Genomic DNA, 14,654 nt, shown 5'->3' with positions numbered 1-14,654 from the left:
ATCGTTCAGCGCGCGGCGTGCGTCGCACGAGGAAGTTGACGTCTCTGGCCTGAATCAGGTTTCCGTGAACGGTTCCGCCTTCGAAGCGGTTCTCTACTGACCCCAGGCGACGCAACCGGTTCATCACTCGCAAAACATCCCAGAGTCCGGGCCTGCCGTCAGTCGGGTTGCTCCAAGCGGCCTACCGAGAGGGCGGGCGGGGACGGGCGTTCCATGGAAAACGCAGCTAGGACGTCTTCGAACGTCCAGTCCAGGCCACGTTCGTACGCGGCGGCGTAGGCCGACTCGCCCAGGGCTTTGCGGGTCACGTCCTGGATTCGGAGAACGTCCCATAGAGAGAGGTCGGGCGAGCCACGGAGCGTGTCGCTGACGCCGATGAGTTCGGCGGCGCGGTCGGGTGCGCCTTCGCGTAGGGCGAGCCCTGCGAAGCCGGCCAGGGCGTACGCCACCACCGGGTAGTCCATGGCGCGCACGGACCACTTCAGCGATTCCTTCAAGCGTGAACGTGCCCGGGGAAGGTCGTTCATCGCCAGGTCGAGCTGCCCCCGGGAGCAGAGGGTCAGGGCGCGGAAGTGCGGCGGGCCCGTGATGGTCTCGGCCACCGCGAGTGCCTTGTCCAGTAGGCGTGCGGCCTCCGGGAAGTCGCCCTCCCAGCGGGCGATCTCCCCCAGCTCGTAGTTCAGCGCCGCCCTGCCCTCGCGGCTCTGGATGTGTTCGGCGTCGTCGAGCGCCTCGGTGAGGAGCTTGACCGCGCGGTCGCGCTGGCCGAGCAGGATCAGTTCGTTGGCCAGCTTCATGTGGGTCTGGAGGACCAGGCCCGGACCGCCGCCCAGCTCGTCGTTCAGGCGCAGCGCCTCTTCGAGCATCGCGGCGGAGTCCTCGTGCTCGCCTCGGCGGCTCCGCAGTTCGGCGAGCGAGTGCAGGGAGAACGAGAGTCCCCAGCGGTCGCCGACGTTGCGGAACGCGCTCTCGGCACGTTCGAAGTCGTCCGCCGCGCTGGAGATGTCGCCGAAGTTGAGCGCCACTTGCCCGTGTGCGAAGCGGGCGACGCCGCGTACCCAGTCGTCGGGGTCGTCCAGCAGGGGGCTGAAGAGCGTGAGCGCGCTGTGGTCCCAGCCGTGGTGGAGGAAGAGGTCGAGCGTGAGGCTGAGCACGCGCAGCACGGGGTGGTCGGGCCGGCGGCCGAGGAAATCGCAGATCTCGCGGGCGCGGTAGAGCCAGGCGGTGGCGTTCGGGTCGGCCTCCAGCCGGTCGAGGGCGGCGAGCCCGCCGAACGACAGGGCGCGCGCGGTCGTCTCGTCCTCGGGGAGGCCGGGCATCGCGAGCACCCACACGAACGTGTCGGTCCCCTCGGGCATCTGGCCGCGCAGGAACCAGTACCAGCCGAGCGCGGCCACGAACCGCACGGCCATCCGCCCGTCGCCCGCCGCGATCGCCCAGCGCATGGCCGCGTGCAGGTTGTCGTGGTCGGCGCTGAGCCTGCCCAGCCACTCGATCTGCTCGTCCCGGTAGAGGCGCGGCTCGGCGTTCTCGGCGAGGGCGAGGAAGTGCGCGGCGTAGGCGGCGCGTACGCGGTCCTCCTCGCCCGCCTCGGCGAGGCGTTCCAGCCCGTACGCGCGCAGCGTCTCGAGCATGCGGTAGCGCGGGGCCTGGGCGGTGTCGGTGACGATCACCAGCGACTTGTCGACGAGGGCGGTGAGGACCTCGAGGACGTCGGCGCGTTCCAGGCCCGGCCCGGCGCACACGTCCTCGGCGCTCTCCACGGTCGCGCCGCCGGTGAAGACGGCGAGGCGCCGCCACAGGGTCCGTTCGGGCTCGTCCAGCAGGTCCCAGCTCCAGCCGACGACCGCGCGCAGCGTCTTGTGGCGGGGCAGCGCGGTGCGGCTCCCGGCGTTCAGCAGGCGGAAGCGGTCGCCGAGCCGGGCGGCGAGCAGCCTCGGCGGCATCGCGCGCAGGCGGGCGGCGGCCAGCTCGATCGCCAGCGGCATACCGTCCAGGGCGTGGCAGATCTTGGTGATGTCGGCGACGTTGCCGGCGTTCACCGTGAAGCCCGGGGAGACGGCCGCCGCGCGGTCCGCGAGCAGCTGGACGGCGGGGTAGGTCATCGCCTCGGCGGCGGTCGCGTTCGGCGGCGGCGGGCTCAGCGACTCGACCGGCCACAGCACCTCGCCGGTGATGCCGAGCGGTTCGCGGCTGGTCGCCAGGATCCGTACGCCGGGGGCGTCGGCCAGCAGCCGGTCGGCCAGGCGGGCCGCGGCGTCGAGGAGGTGCTCGCAGTTGTCGAGAACGAGGAGGAGCCGCTGGTCGGCGAGCGCGGTGGCGAGGCGGTCGAGGGGATCGTTCGCATCGGCCGGTACCTGGCGCCCCGGGCCGGGGGCGGTCCACAGCTTGTCCCGCAGGTCCAGCGCGGTGAGAACGGCGGACGGCACCTCGCTCGGGTCGACGATCGGCGCCAGCTCGATCGCCCAGGCGCCGTCGGGCATCCGTTCGGACGCCCGGCGCGCCGCCTCCAGCGACAGCCGGGTCTTGCCCGCGCCGCCGGGCCCGGTCAGCGTCACGAGCCGCTCGGTCTCCAGCAGCTCGGCCACCCGGTCCAGGTCCAGGTCGCGGCCGATGAAGCTGGTGATCGCCGCCCGCAGGTTCCCGGCCGCTCCCCTCGGCCGCCGCGGCTCGGCGGCCTGGGGTTCAGGCGCGGAGGCAGAGGCCAGCGTGGAGTCCTGGCGGAGAACGGCCAGGTAAAGCTCTTCCAGGTCGGGTGAGGGGTCAACGCCGAGGGAGTCGGCGAGCGTCTGCTTGATCGCCTCGTACTCGGCGAGCGCGTCGGCCTGGCGGCCCGCCGCGTACAGGGCCCGGATGAGGCGGCCGCGCAGCGGCTCGCGGAGCGGGTCGGCGGCGGTGAGGGCGCGCAGCTCGGGGATCAGCTCGTCGTGGCGGCCGAGCGCGAGGTCGGCGTCGATGCGTTCGTCCAGCGCCGCGTCGCGCAGGCCCTCCAGTCGGGCGGCGGGCCCGTCGGCGAACGGGAGGCCCGTGACGTCCGCCAGCGCGGGGCCGCGCCACAGCGCCAGGGCTTCGCGCAGCTCGGCCGAGCGCCGCGCCGGGTCGGTCGAACGGCGCGCAGCCGCGACGCGCGCCTCGAAGTCGTGCGCGTCGACCGCCTCGCGCGGCAGCAGAAGCCGGTACGTGCCCGGACGCGATTCCAGGTGCTCGCGGCCGATCACCGTGCGAAGCCGCGACACCAATGATTGGAGGGCGTTGGGCGCGGCGGCGGGCGTCCGTTCCTCCCACAGGTCGTCGATCAGCCGGTCGGCGGGGAGCGTACGGCCGGCGTCGAGGGCGAGCAGGATCAGCAGGGCCCGCAGCCGCGCGCCGCCGACCTCGACCGGGCGGCCGTCATCGGCCACCTCCAAAGGACCCAGGATCCTGATCCGCACGTCCCGATTCTCCCCCACGACGAGAACGCCCCGATGACCTTGCGGTCATCGGGGCGTCGCGCGTCCGAACCAGGTCAGACCGGGGTCAGATCACGGGCTCCTTGGCCTGCGCCGGGGCCTTGGGGGCCTCCAGGGGCTTCTCGTCGCTGGCGGCGAGCTCGAAGTCCGCGCGCGGAGCCTCGACGCTGGCCAGCGAGATGATCTCCCGCTTGAAGAAGACCGCGAGCGTCCAGTCGGCGAGGACCCGCATCTTGCGGTTGACGGTCGGCACCATCATCCCGTGGTAGGTGCGGTGGAACCACCAGGCCGGCAGGCCCTTCAGCTTGAACCCGAGCGGGTTGGCCACGCCCTTGTGCAGGCCGAGGCCGGCGACCGCACCGAGGTTGCCGTGCACGTACGGCTTCAGCGACTTGCCGCGCAGCGACCGGACGATGTTGTCGCCGAGCAGCTTCGACTGGCGCAGCGCGTGCTGGGCGTTCGGCGGGCAGAACATGCCGTCTTGCGTGAGGTCGGGAACGGCGGCGTTGTCACCGGCGGTCCAGGCGCCCACGACGCCCTCGATGGTGAGGTACTCGGTGGCCTTGATCCGGCCGCGCTCGTCCAGCGGCAGGTCGGTGTGCTTCACCACCGGGGCCGGCTTCACGCCCGCGTTCCACACCAGGGTGCCCGCGGGGAACCGGCTGCCGTCCGACAGGACGATGTCGCCGTTCACCGCCGACTCCAGGAAGGTCTTCATCTTGACGTCGATGCCGCGGCCGCGCAGCTGCTCGGCGGTCCACTTGCCCATGTCGGGGCCGACCTCGGGCAGGATGCGGTCGGCCGCCTCGACCAGGTAGAAGCGCAGGTCGCGCGGGGTGACCCGGCGCATGTGCTTGGTGGCGTCGCGCGTCATGTCCTCGATCTCGGCGACCGCCTCCACGCCGGCGAACCCACCGCCGACGAACACGAAGGTGAGCGCCTTGCGGCGGATCTCCTCGTCGTCGGTCGACTCGGCGATCTCAAGCTGGCCGAGCACGTGGTTGCGCAGGTGGATGGCCTCGCCGACGGTCTTCAGGCTGATGCCCTGGTCGGCCAGGCCCGGGATCGGCAGGATGCGCGGCACCGCGCCGACGGCCATCACGACGTAGTCATAGGCGATGCGCTCGGGCGGGCCGGCCAGCGGCTGCACGATGGCCCATCGGTCCTCGTGGTTGATCTCGATCACCCGGGCGTTCCGCACGTCGCACTTGGGCAGCACCTGGCGGAGCGGCACGACGACGTGGCGGGGGGAGATGTTCCCGGCGGCGGCCTCGGGGAGGAACGGCTGGTACGTCATGTACGCGTTCGGGTCGACGACGGTCACCTTGACCTCGCCCCGCTTGAGCTCGCGCTTGAGCTTCTTCTGAAGGCGCAGCGCGGTGTACATGCCCACATAGCCGCCACCCACGATGAGGATGTGGGGAGCGCCAGGGGTTCCCTGGGCGGTCCTGGCCATGATGGCCCTCCAATGATCGCGTTCAGCTTGTGAAGACATTCACAAACTAGCCCATAGACCGTGCCAAGCGCCAACCAAGTCGGTCGAAAGAAGCCCGAAAGTTTCCAGTACGTCAAACTGGAACGTTACGACCATGTGAACTTCTCCCTTCCTTCTCGTCAAACCGGACGTCAGGGCGTATAACCCTCATGATGAACGTCACAGCGGGATTCTCCGGGAGCGCCGTCGCCCCGCGGGAGAAAAGGCCCGTTCCACCCCCGGCTACCGCCTAAGGTGGCGGAGACGAGGAAGGGGTGGCCACCGGTGAGATGCGCCGTGCCGCCGCGAATGCACCTCCCGGTCGGCGACGTGCGGGAGGATGGCGGCGTGCGCAACGCGAGGAGGCGGGGGTTGGTGACGGCTCGACGGCGGCCGGTGGTGGCCGCGGCCGGCGGTTTGATGCTCGCCGGATCGCTGAGCGGGTGCGGCCTGATCGGGCAGCCCCAGAACAAGAGCGCCGAACTGGCGGAGTGGTTCACCGTGACCAGCCCGGTCTTCCGGGATGGGCAGGGAATGCCCCCGCGATACGGCTGCACGAAGTACGCTGGCGGGCAGGGCAAGACCCCGCCGCTGAGATGGTCGTCGCCGGGCTCGGCCTCAGGAAGCGCCAAGTCGTTCGCGATCGTGATGGACGACCCGGACGCGGGCAGCGGAGCCTACGTTCACTGGGTGATCGCGGGCATCGGCGGCAACACCAACGAGCTCGTCGAAGGCTCACGGCCCGAGAAGACCTGGGTCGAGGGCCTGAACACCAGCAAGAAGGCGGACTACGTGCCGCCGTGCCCCCCGAAGGGCGAGAAGCACCGGTACCGCTACACGATCTACGCACTCGACGACACGGTCCCGTTCAAGAACGGGGCACCGCTCAAGGACTCGCTCAACGCGATCGCCAAGCACACCGTCGGCCGGGGCAGGATCACCGGGAACTTCGGGACCAAGTAGGCGCGTTGACCGTGAGGCCATTGGGCACGAAGGCGAAGTCGACCCCCGTTGGGACCCATCTGGCGGGAGTGCGAGGATCGGCCGAATTGGCCGATCGGGGCGCGTCGTGTGAGGGTAGATGTGCGCGAAAGGTGTGACAACGGTCATAGCGGTCGGTCAGAATCGGTCTAGGTCTCCGAGGACCGGGCCGCTAGCGATAATCAGGACGAACCTGCGGGCCTCGACGGCGGCGTTCGCCGGGCCAAGGCATTGGGTGGTGGCATGACTTCTTACATCGTGGTCTTCGGCCTCATTGTGGTCGTGGTCCTGGTGGTCGTCCTGGTGGCCTTGGGCATGCGGGCCAGTAGGGCGGCCCGCGAGGACGACGACTGGATGGACGACGACGCGCAGCAGCCGGCGCGCGGCTATCGCGGCGCTCCGGCGGACGAGATGGCCGGTGACGAGTACGCCACCGGTTATGACAACGCGTCGTATGGACCGGGCCAGCAGCAGGACCCCGCCTTCGACCGCCGTGTCGCGGGCGGCCCGCTCGCCGCGGCGGCCAGCCCGATGCCCGCTCCCGTCCCGTCTCCCCCGCAGGCCCAGGCGGCTCCCGCTCCCCCGCCGCCGAGCGGCCAGGCGAGCGATGAGATGGAAGACGACGACTATTGGGCCACCATCACCTTCGACAAGCCCAAGTTCCCTTGGCAGCACGACTCCGCCCCGGAGAAGACCGAGGCCGAGCTCGCCGCCGACCCGTTGAACAACCAGGGCCAGCAGGCCGAGCCGCCGATGCCCGCCGAGCGGCCCGCCGCGATGATGACGCAGCCGGTCTCGATGGGCGAGCACGGCCGTGGCGGTGGCACCGGCCCGCAGGCGATGCCGAGCCCGCCGCCCTCGTTCTCCCCCGCCGCGCAGTACGGCGGCGACCCGTCCTCGACCTCCACCGACCAGCCCGCGATCGCCGGTGACGGCGGCCTGCTGGGCACCGGTGCGCAGTCGATGTACGGCAACGACCAGTCTCCCTACGGCGGCGGCAACGACCAGTCCCCGTACGGCGGCGGTCAGGACCAGTCTCCGTACGGCTCCCAGGACCAGTCGTCCTACGGCGGCCAGGACCAGGGCTCTCCCTACGGCTCCCAGGACCAGCAGCCCGCCGCGGCGGCGTACGGCTCGCAGGACCCCTACGGATCCCAGGACTCCTACGGCGGCGGCTCGCAGGACTCCTACGGGTCCTCGTCGCAGGACCCGTACGGCTCCCAGGACCCGTCGCCGTCCTCCCCGTACGGACTCGGCGACCAGTCCCCGTACGGCACCCAGGACCAGCAGCCGGCCGCGGCGTTCGGCAGCCAGAGCCCCTACGGCGGCGCCGGCGACCCGCTGAGCGGCGGCCCCCTGTCGGGCGGCCCCTCGGTGCCCTCGCGCCAGGACGGCTACAACTCGCCGGGCGACCCGCGCGTCTCCGACCCGCTGGGCCTGCCGCTCGGCCGGACCGAGGAGCCCGCGCGCGGCGGCTACGGCGACACCGGCGGCAACCAGCTGCCGCCCTCGTCCGACACCGACAGCAACAAGCTGCCGACCGTGGACGAGCTGCTCCAGCGCATCCAGACCAGCCGGGCCGGGTCCGGCCCGGGCGCCGGCTCCGCGCGCCCGTCCGAGCCCGAGCCCTCCTACGGCAGCGGCCTGAACGACCCGCTGGGCGACCCGCTCGGCACCGGCGGCGGCTCGTCGTTCGGCAACACCGGCGGCTGGTCGTCCGACACCTCCGGCGGCGGCCAGGGCGGCGGCGGCTTCTCCGGCCTGAGCGGTTCGAGCTTCGGCTCCGGCGCGGCCGGTGCGGGCGGCGGCGGCGGCCAGGACGGTTACCCGTCCGCGCCCGCCTACGGCGACTCGGCCCCGCGCTACGACGACCCGCTCGGCGGTGGCGGCGGCGGCCGCGACTCCTACGGCTCGTTCGGCGGCGGCAGCGGTAACGGCGGCGGCGACCCGACCTCGACCGGCGAGCCGGGACGCTACTCCGACTTCAGCGGCAGCAGCTACAACGGCGGCGGCGACCCGCTGGGCGCCCCGACCGAGTCCGGCCCTCCCGGGGGCGGCTTCGGCGACCCCGGCGCGACGCAGCGCTTCGACAACAATGGCTACTTCGGCTCCCAGCAGCAGGGCTACGGCTCGCAGCAGGGCGGCGGCGCTGGTGACGGCGGCCAGTACGGCTCGTACGGCAACGGAAACGGCGGCGGCAACGGAAACGGGAACGGTTCCGCCCCGCGCCAGCAGCAGCACGACGACTGGGAAAGCCACCGCGACTACCGTCGCTGACCGGATGTAGCCGACCGGCCGAAGGGGTGTCATCGGCCGCAATCATGATCAAGTTCATGGTTGCATACGATGGGTGACTTCACAGCCACTCACCGCATCGATACTGCGGCGGGACCTGCCCGCCTCGTTCGTCGTCTTCCTCGTCGCGATCCCGCTCTCGCTCGGGATCGCGGTGGCCTCCGGCGCACCGATCGCCGCCGGCCTGATCGCCGCCATCGTCGGCGGGATCGTCGCTGGGCTCTGCGGCGGCTCGCCGCTCCAGGTGAGCGGCCCGGCCGCCGGGCTCACCGTCATCGTCGCCGGCCTCGTCCACACCTACGGCTGGCGGGCGACCTGCACCATCACGGTGCTCGCCGGGCTCCTGCAGATCGTCCTGGGCGCGGTCAAGGTGGCGCGTACGGCCCTGGCGGTCTCCCCCGCCGTCGTGCACGGCATGATGGCCGGCGTCGGCGTGGTGCTCGTCCTGGCGCAGCTGCACGTCATGCTCGGCGGCGAGCCGCAGCGTTCACCGCTCGCCAACCTGCGCGAGCTGCCCGGCCAGCTCGCCGCACCGCACTCCCATCCCGCCATCATCGGCATGCTGACGATCGCCGTCCTGATGGTGTGGTCCCGGCTCGCCAAGAACAAGGGCGGGCTCGGGTCCGTTCTGCACTGGATCCCCGCCCCGCTGCCCGCCGTCGTCCTCGCCACGCTCGCCGCGTGGTGGCTGCGGTGGGACGCGCCCCGGGTGGACCTTCCGGACACGCTGCCGGGCGACTGGCGGCCGCCGACGCTGCCGCACGGGCCGCTCCCGGAGGTCGTCGGCGCGGTCGTGTCGATCGGCGTGGTCGCCGCCGTCGCGTCGCTGCTGTGCAGCGTCGCCGTCGACCGGACCCGGCCCGCCGGGGTGCCGGCCTCCGACCTCGACCGCGAGCTGCTCGGGCAGGGCGCGGCGAACGCGGTCTCGGGGCTGCTCGGCGGCCTGCCGATCGCCGGTGTGATCGTCCGGAGCACGGCGAACGTGGAGGCGGGCGCGCGCACCCGGGTCTCGGCCGTGCTGCACGGCGTCTGGGTACTGATCCTCGCGCTGTCGTGCGGACCGGTCATCGAGCAGGTGCCGCTGGCCGCCCTCGCGGCGCTGCTGGTGGTGCTCGGCGCCCGGGTGATCGACATGGCGCAGGTACGTGACCTTCGTCACCACCGCGAGGCGCCCGCCTACTTCGCCACGCTGGGCGGGGTCGTGGTCCTGGGGCTCGGCGAGGGCGTGCTGCTGGGGATCGGGCTCTCCGCCCTCCTCGCGCTGCGGCGCCTGACCCGGCTGACCGTACGGGTCGAGCAGGCTCCCTCGTGCAACGTCCTCGTCCCGCCGCAGGCGGGCCCCGAGGGCCTGGAAGGCCCTGCGACAGGGGCGGGAGCAGGCGCCGGAGCGAGGTCCGGTGGAACCGGAGCGAGGTCCGGTGGAACCGGAGCGAGGTCCGGTGGAACCGGAGCGAGGTCCGGCGAGCGCTGGCACGTGGTCGTGGAGGGCACGCTGACCTTCCTCGGCGTGCCCAAGGTGACCAAGGTCCTGCAGCAGGTCCCGGCCGGCGCCGGTGTCGATCTGGACCTGAACGTGGACTTCATGGACCACGCCGCGTTCGACGCCATCCACGAGTGGCGGAGGGCCCATGAACGCCAGGGTGGCGGGGTCGACATAGATGAAATACACGAGGCTTGGTATGAAAGAGCTGTGACAGGTGATATGTCTCCGCCGCGTAAGTCGTCCCCTCCTGCCCGCTGGTGGGCTCCGTGGGCGAATCGCCGCAGGCGGAGTGAGGCTCCCGAACTCGACGCGCCCGAGGTGTCGGCGAGCGCCCTGCTGCTGGCGGGCGTTCGCGAGTACCACGGCCGTACCGCCCGGCTGGTCCGGCCGATCATGGCCGAGCTGGCCTTCGAGCAGAAGCCGGAGCACCTCTTCATCACGTGCGTCGACTCGCGCGTGGTGCCCAACATCATCACCGCCAGCGGCCCAGGTGACCTGTTCATCAACCGCAACGTCGGCAACCTGGTGCCGCGGTTCGGCTCCCGTACGCCCGACGACTCGGTGGCCGCCACCGTCGAGTACGCCACCAACGTGCTCGACATCAAGACGATCACGATCTGCGGCCACTCCAACTGCGGGGCGATGGCCGCCCTGCTCGCGGGCGGCACCGAGGTCGAGCACCTGCCCGCGCTGTCGCGGTGGCTGAAGCACGGCAACACCAGCCTGGCCCGCTTCCTGGCCACCGAGCCGCCGCCGGACGACGAGACGCCGCCGCTGGCCCGGCTGTGCCAGACCAACGTGATGCAGCAGCTCGACAACCTGCTGACCTACCCGTGGCTGCGCAACCGCGTCGAGGCCGGGAAGCTCGAGCTGGTGGGCCTCTACCTGGACCTGGAGACCGCCGAGGTCAACGTCCTGGACACCGCCCGCAACGCCTTCGTGCCGATCCCGGACGAGGCGCCCGACGACGACCGCGCCCTCACCTGACCAGGGGCCCGCAAGGAAAATGATCATGGGGTCGTCCCCCGACCGGACGACCCCATGATCTACCCGGCCCGCGGTCACCCGCCGCCGCGGACCCGCTTCGGTCAGCTGCCGATCAGCTCGTCCACACCGCTTCCCGCGGTCCCGCGATCCTCGTAGGTCCCGTAACCGCGATCCCCGTAGCCTCCGCGGTCCCCGTACTCGGCGTCACGCGCCGCCCGGTCGTCGCGGACGTACACGCCCGCCAGCCGACGCGACCAGCGGTCCTGCGCGTCGGTCGCGGGGGCGTACAGCCAGTCGTGCCGGCTCGACTGCGAGAACGCGACGACCCCTATCACCGCGGCCAGCAGGACCGTGATCCCGACCACCAAGAGCACGATGAACATCGACGCTCCTCTCCGCGGGGCGCAACGGGAGCCCCGCCGCCACCGCCGATCCCCCAAGGCGATCAGCTGTACCTTGGACGTTAGATGCGCCGTTTCCGCTCCTTTGTGTCGTGTGACCCGAACAGGGTGAGATGCGACCCAGTTCACACAAAAAGGCCCCGAACGCCTGCGTCGGAGCCTCAGAGAGCGGTGGGACGGGTGACGTGAGGGCGTTCAGAGCTTCGGCGTGAGGGCGCTCAGAGCTTCGGCGTGAACGGGCGGCGATAGTCGGGATCGTCGGGCTGGACCTGGCCGCGCAGGGCCGCCTCCACCAGTTCGATCGCCTGGGAGAGGTTCACCAGGCGCCCGCCCTCGCGGCGGTAGGTGTCCAGCACGGCCTCGACGCCGTGCGGTGGAACGAGCTCGGCCAGATCGACCCGGGCCGTACGGAAGCCCTCCCGGGCGGCCTCGACCGCGGCGTTGACGTGGAGACGGGCCATGCGGGCCAGCGCGATCGGATAGCGGCGCAGCACCCCGTACCGGCGGTACTCGGGCGGCACGATCTCGAGGAGCCAGGTCATCGCGGTGTCCTCGAAGCGCTCGGAACCGGGAGGGTGGACCTGGGCGGGCCAGCCGGGCGGGACGTACGTGCTCACGTGCCTAAGATAACGCGATATTCGAACCCATGTTCGACTCATATCGGACATAGGTTCGTTACTCGGGCGGGGGCAAGGCCAGGGCGGGGACGGGCCGGAGCGAGGACGGGCCGGAGCGAGGACAGGGGCGTCGAGGGCGAGACCTGCTCGGCGGGCTACTCGGTCTCCGGCTGGCGGCGAATCCGGATCTTGCCGGACGCCAGGTCGTCGCGGCCGTCGGACGAACCGGCCTGCAGCATGTCGTCGGCCTTGCGCAGCTTCTGCTGCTCGGACTCCTCGATCTTGACCTTCTTGGAGCCCTCGAACGCCGAGGCCAGATCCTCGAACATGCCGCCGCCGAAGCCGGCGCCGGTCTCACCGTCGCCGCGGATCGCACCCATCAGCGACGACTTGCCCGTGCCCTCTTGAGGCCACTCGACGGGCTCGTGCTCGGTGGGCTTGGCGGCCGTGCCCAGGGGACGGCCCTTGACGCGCTTGCGGCGGCGAAAGGGTGACTTCACGCACACTCCAACGCAGAGAGGCTCCGAATTGATCCCGCCGGGAGGTTCATCGTGTGAACCCCCAGCGAGTAGGAGAACCCTTGAAGTCCTCCTGTTGCAGTCCGAACGCCCATTGTGGACGCACGGCGACCACGGCGTTCACCTCGGGGTCGAGGAAGTCCACACGATAGCCGGTGTCGTACTTGGCATTGACCATGTCGATGAACCGCTGGAGGTCCACCGGATCGGTGACGATCTCGGCCCGCCCCTCGATGACCACGGGGTTCTCGGCCTCCTCGGTCGTCACCACGACGTCCGCGTTGTCCCGCAGATTTTTGATCTTGCGTGACGGACGGCTGCTGCTGAACCAGAACGCCTCGCCCGACCAGCACCCCCAGACCGGCATCGCGTGCGGCCGGCCGTCGGGCCGCACGGTGCACAGCCAGAAGTTCCGCGCGGCGTTCAGCCGCCGCACCGCCCACTCCCAGGGCAGCAGGCCCGTGCCCTCGTCCGGCCCCTGCAGCCCATAGCCGGGCATGTAAGGCCGTTCCGCCACAGGCCCGGTCCCCTGCGCAGGCGTCGTGGCCGCGGGCAGACCTACGGTCGGCGCACCCGAGGCCGGGGGCGCGTGGGTGGGCGGGATGGCGAGTCCGGCCAGCGGCGACGGGCTCGGTGAACGCACGGTCGGGCCGGGCGGCGGTGCGGGCCGGACCGCGGAGGCGGGGTGATGAGAAGATCCGTGCGCGTTCACCCCCCGATCCGTGGCGGCCCCATCGGGACGCTTGAGCGGTTCGGGCTGATCTTCCGGTACGAGGCCGGAAGCCGACATGACGATCTCCCCTCGGTGTGGCTCTCCGATCCCATCGTTTCAGACGCGGTCGCACATAGTGGTCGTTCGTGACTCGGCTGAAGCCTCAGGGAACGGTAGCCTGCGGGGCGTGCGCCTATCCCATGTCATCAAGGTCCTCGAGGATACCTATCCGCCGTCGTGGGCCGAGTCGTGGGATGCGGTCGGACTGGTGTGCGGCGACCCCGATCAGGAGATCGGGCGGGTACTGTTCGCGGTCGACCCGGTGGCCGCCGTCGTGGACGAGGCGCTGGAGTGGTCGGCCGACCTCATCGTGACCCATCACCCGCTGCTGCTGCGCGGGGTGACGAGCGTGGCCGCGACCACGCCGAAGGGCCGCCTGATCCACCGCCTGATCACCGCCGGGACCGCGCTCTACACCGCGCACACCAACGCGGACGTGGCCGATCCCGGCGTGTCCGACGCGCTGGCCAGGGCGGTCGGGCTGACCGGTGACCTGCGGCCGATGGTCCCCGCCGCCGACGACCCGGCCCGCGGGCTCGGCCGGATCGGTGAGCTGGCCGAGCCGATGACGTTCGCCGACTTCACCGCCCGCGCGGCCGCCGGCCTGCCCGCCACCGCGTGGGGCGTACGGGGCGCCGGCGATCCGGCACGTGAGGTCCGTACGGTCGCGGTGTGCGGCGGCGCGGGCGACTCGCTGCTGGACACCGCGCGTTCCGCCGGCGTGGACGTCTACCTCACCGCCGACCTGCGCCACCATCCCGCGTCGGAATTCGCCGAGCACGACGGCCCGGCCCTTGTCGACGCGGCCCATTGGGCTACCGAGTGGCCCTGGCTCGCCGACGCTGAAACGCGGCTCACCCAGGCGCTCGATGTCAAGACACGGGTGTCCACGCTCGTCACCGACGCGTGGAGCCTGCATTACGAAGGAGCAATGTGAAAGCCGCACCGGAAGCCCAGCTGCGCCTGATCGACCTGCAGGAGCTCGACACCTCGCTCGACCGCCTCGCCCACCGCCGCCGCACGCTGCCGGAACTGGCCGAGCTCGACCGGCTCGAGGGCCGCAGGACCGAGCTGCGCGACGCGATCGTGTCCGCCGAGACCGAGGTCGGCGACCTGGACCGGGAGCAGAAGAAGGCCGAGCAGGACGTCGACCAGGTCCGCACCCGCGCCGACCGCGACCAGAAGCGGCTCGACTCCGGCCAGGTGACCTCGGCCAAGGACCTCGGCAGCCTGCAGGCCGAGATCGCCTCGCTGCAACGCCGCCAGTCCGACCTCGAGGAGGTCGTGCTGGAGATCATGGAGCGCCGCGAGGAGGCCGAGGGCAAGGTCAACGCGCTGAAGACCGAGCGGGAGAGCTCCGAGAAGGAGTACGCCGACGCCGGGGCCCGCCGCGACGAGGCCCAGCAGCAGATCGACGGCGAGTCGGGGATGACCACCACGGCGCGCACCGCCGTCGCCAAGGACGTGCCGGACGACCTGCTGGCGCTGTACGAGAAGCTGCGCGGCCAGTTCGGCGGCGTCGGCGCGGCCAAGCTCTACCGCGGCGCGTGCCAGGGCTGCCACCTGGCTCTCAACACCGTCGACCTGAACCGGATCCGCGCCGCCGCGGGCGACGAGGTCATCCGCTGCGAGGAGTGCCGCCGCATCCTCATCCGTACGCCGGAATCGGGCCTCTAG

11 protein-coding genes are annotated in these 14,654 nt (G+C 71.5%); 5 read left to right on the top strand and 6 right to left on the bottom strand.

The genetic code is table 11. From position 1 onward, the window contains the following. Positions 1 to 158: 158 nt before the first annotated feature. Positions 159 to 3,431, bottom strand: a complete 3,273-nt coding sequence (locus J4573_RS42870) for an ATP-binding protein (RefSeq protein ID WP_208261931.1) — start codon at positions 3,429 to 3,431, stop codon at positions 159 to 161. 85 nt (positions 3,432 to 3,516) lie between these two features. Next, complete coding sequence (locus J4573_RS42865; RefSeq protein WP_208261929.1) at positions 3,517 to 4,905, bottom strand: NAD(P)/FAD-dependent oxidoreductase; 1,389 nt, start codon at positions 4,903 to 4,905, stop codon at positions 3,517 to 3,519. Between the two features lie 393 nt (positions 4,906 to 5,298). Between J4573_RS42865 and J4573_RS42860 the strand changes: the two genes are divergently transcribed. The 3 genes from J4573_RS42860 (at position 5,299) to J4573_RS54765 (ending at position 10,669) form a co-directional block, all read left to right on the top strand. Further along, a complete protein-coding gene (locus J4573_RS42860) occupies positions 5,299 to 5,886 on the top strand; it encodes a YbhB/YbcL family Raf kinase inhibitor-like protein (RefSeq protein ID WP_208261928.1) in 588 nt (195 codons plus the stop codon). Between the two features lie 261 nt (positions 5,887 to 6,147). Then, positions 6,148 to 8,181, top strand: a complete 2,034-nt coding sequence (locus tag J4573_RS42855) for a hypothetical protein (protein ID WP_208261926.1) — start codon at positions 6,148 to 6,150, stop codon at positions 8,179 to 8,181. Between the two features lie 73 nt (positions 8,182 to 8,254). Further along, positions 8,255 to 10,669, top strand: coding sequence for a SulP family inorganic anion transporter (locus J4573_RS54765; protein ID WP_307797365.1), 2,415 nt, complete (start codon positions 8,255 to 8,257; stop codon positions 10,667 to 10,669). A gap of 101 nt (positions 10,670 to 10,770) precedes the next feature. Here J4573_RS54765 and J4573_RS42845 read toward each other — a convergent pair whose 3' ends face one another. The 4 genes from J4573_RS42845 to J4573_RS54760 all read right to left on the bottom strand — a co-directional run bounded on the left by J4573_RS42845 (position 10,771) and on the right by J4573_RS54760 (position 12,995). After that, on the bottom strand, positions 10,771 to 11,052 hold the full coding sequence (locus tag J4573_RS42845; protein ID WP_208261924.1) for a hypothetical protein: 282 nt from the start codon (positions 11,050 to 11,052) through the stop codon (positions 10,771 to 10,773). Positions 11,053 to 11,288: 236 nt separating this feature from the next. Beyond that, positions 11,289 to 11,687 (bottom strand): hypothetical protein, encoded by a 399-nt coding sequence (locus tag J4573_RS42840; protein ID WP_307797364.1) that lies wholly within the window; start codon positions 11,685 to 11,687, stop codon positions 11,289 to 11,291. A gap of 155 nt (positions 11,688 to 11,842) precedes the next feature. Then, complete coding sequence (locus tag J4573_RS42835) at positions 11,843 to 12,187, bottom strand: hypothetical protein (protein ID WP_208261921.1); 345 nt, start codon at positions 12,185 to 12,187, stop codon at positions 11,843 to 11,845. Between the two features lie 46 nt (positions 12,188 to 12,233). After that, the gene (locus tag J4573_RS54760) at positions 12,234 to 12,995 is read right to left on the bottom strand and encodes a pyridoxamine 5'-phosphate oxidase family protein (protein ID WP_243774490.1); all 762 of its coding nucleotides are present in this window, start codon (positions 12,993 to 12,995) and stop codon (positions 12,234 to 12,236) included. 109 nt (positions 12,996 to 13,104) lie between these two features. Here J4573_RS54760 and J4573_RS42825 point away from each other — a divergent pair, with 109 nt between their 5' ends. Both J4573_RS42825 and J4573_RS54755 read left to right on the top strand, forming a co-directional pair. Next, positions 13,105 to 13,914: a Nif3-like dinuclear metal center hexameric protein gene (locus J4573_RS42825; protein ID WP_307797363.1), complete on the top strand. Its 810-nt coding sequence runs from the start codon at positions 13,105 to 13,107 to the stop codon at positions 13,912 to 13,914. Then, positions 13,911 to 14,654 (top strand): zinc ribbon domain-containing protein, encoded by a 744-nt coding sequence (locus J4573_RS54755; protein WP_307797361.1) that lies wholly within the window; start codon positions 13,911 to 13,913, stop codon positions 14,652 to 14,654. Before J4573_RS42825 ends, J4573_RS54755 begins: the two co-directional genes overlap by 4 nt.

It is taken from the genome of Actinomadura barringtoniae (genome assembly GCF_017573505.1).
Taxonomy (GTDB): Bacteria; Actinomycetota; Actinomycetes; order Streptosporangiales; family Streptosporangiaceae; genus Spirillospora; species Spirillospora barringtoniae.
The sequence above is the reverse complement of the archived record's forward strand: the minus strand, read 5'-3'. Positions and strand labels throughout refer to the sequence as shown.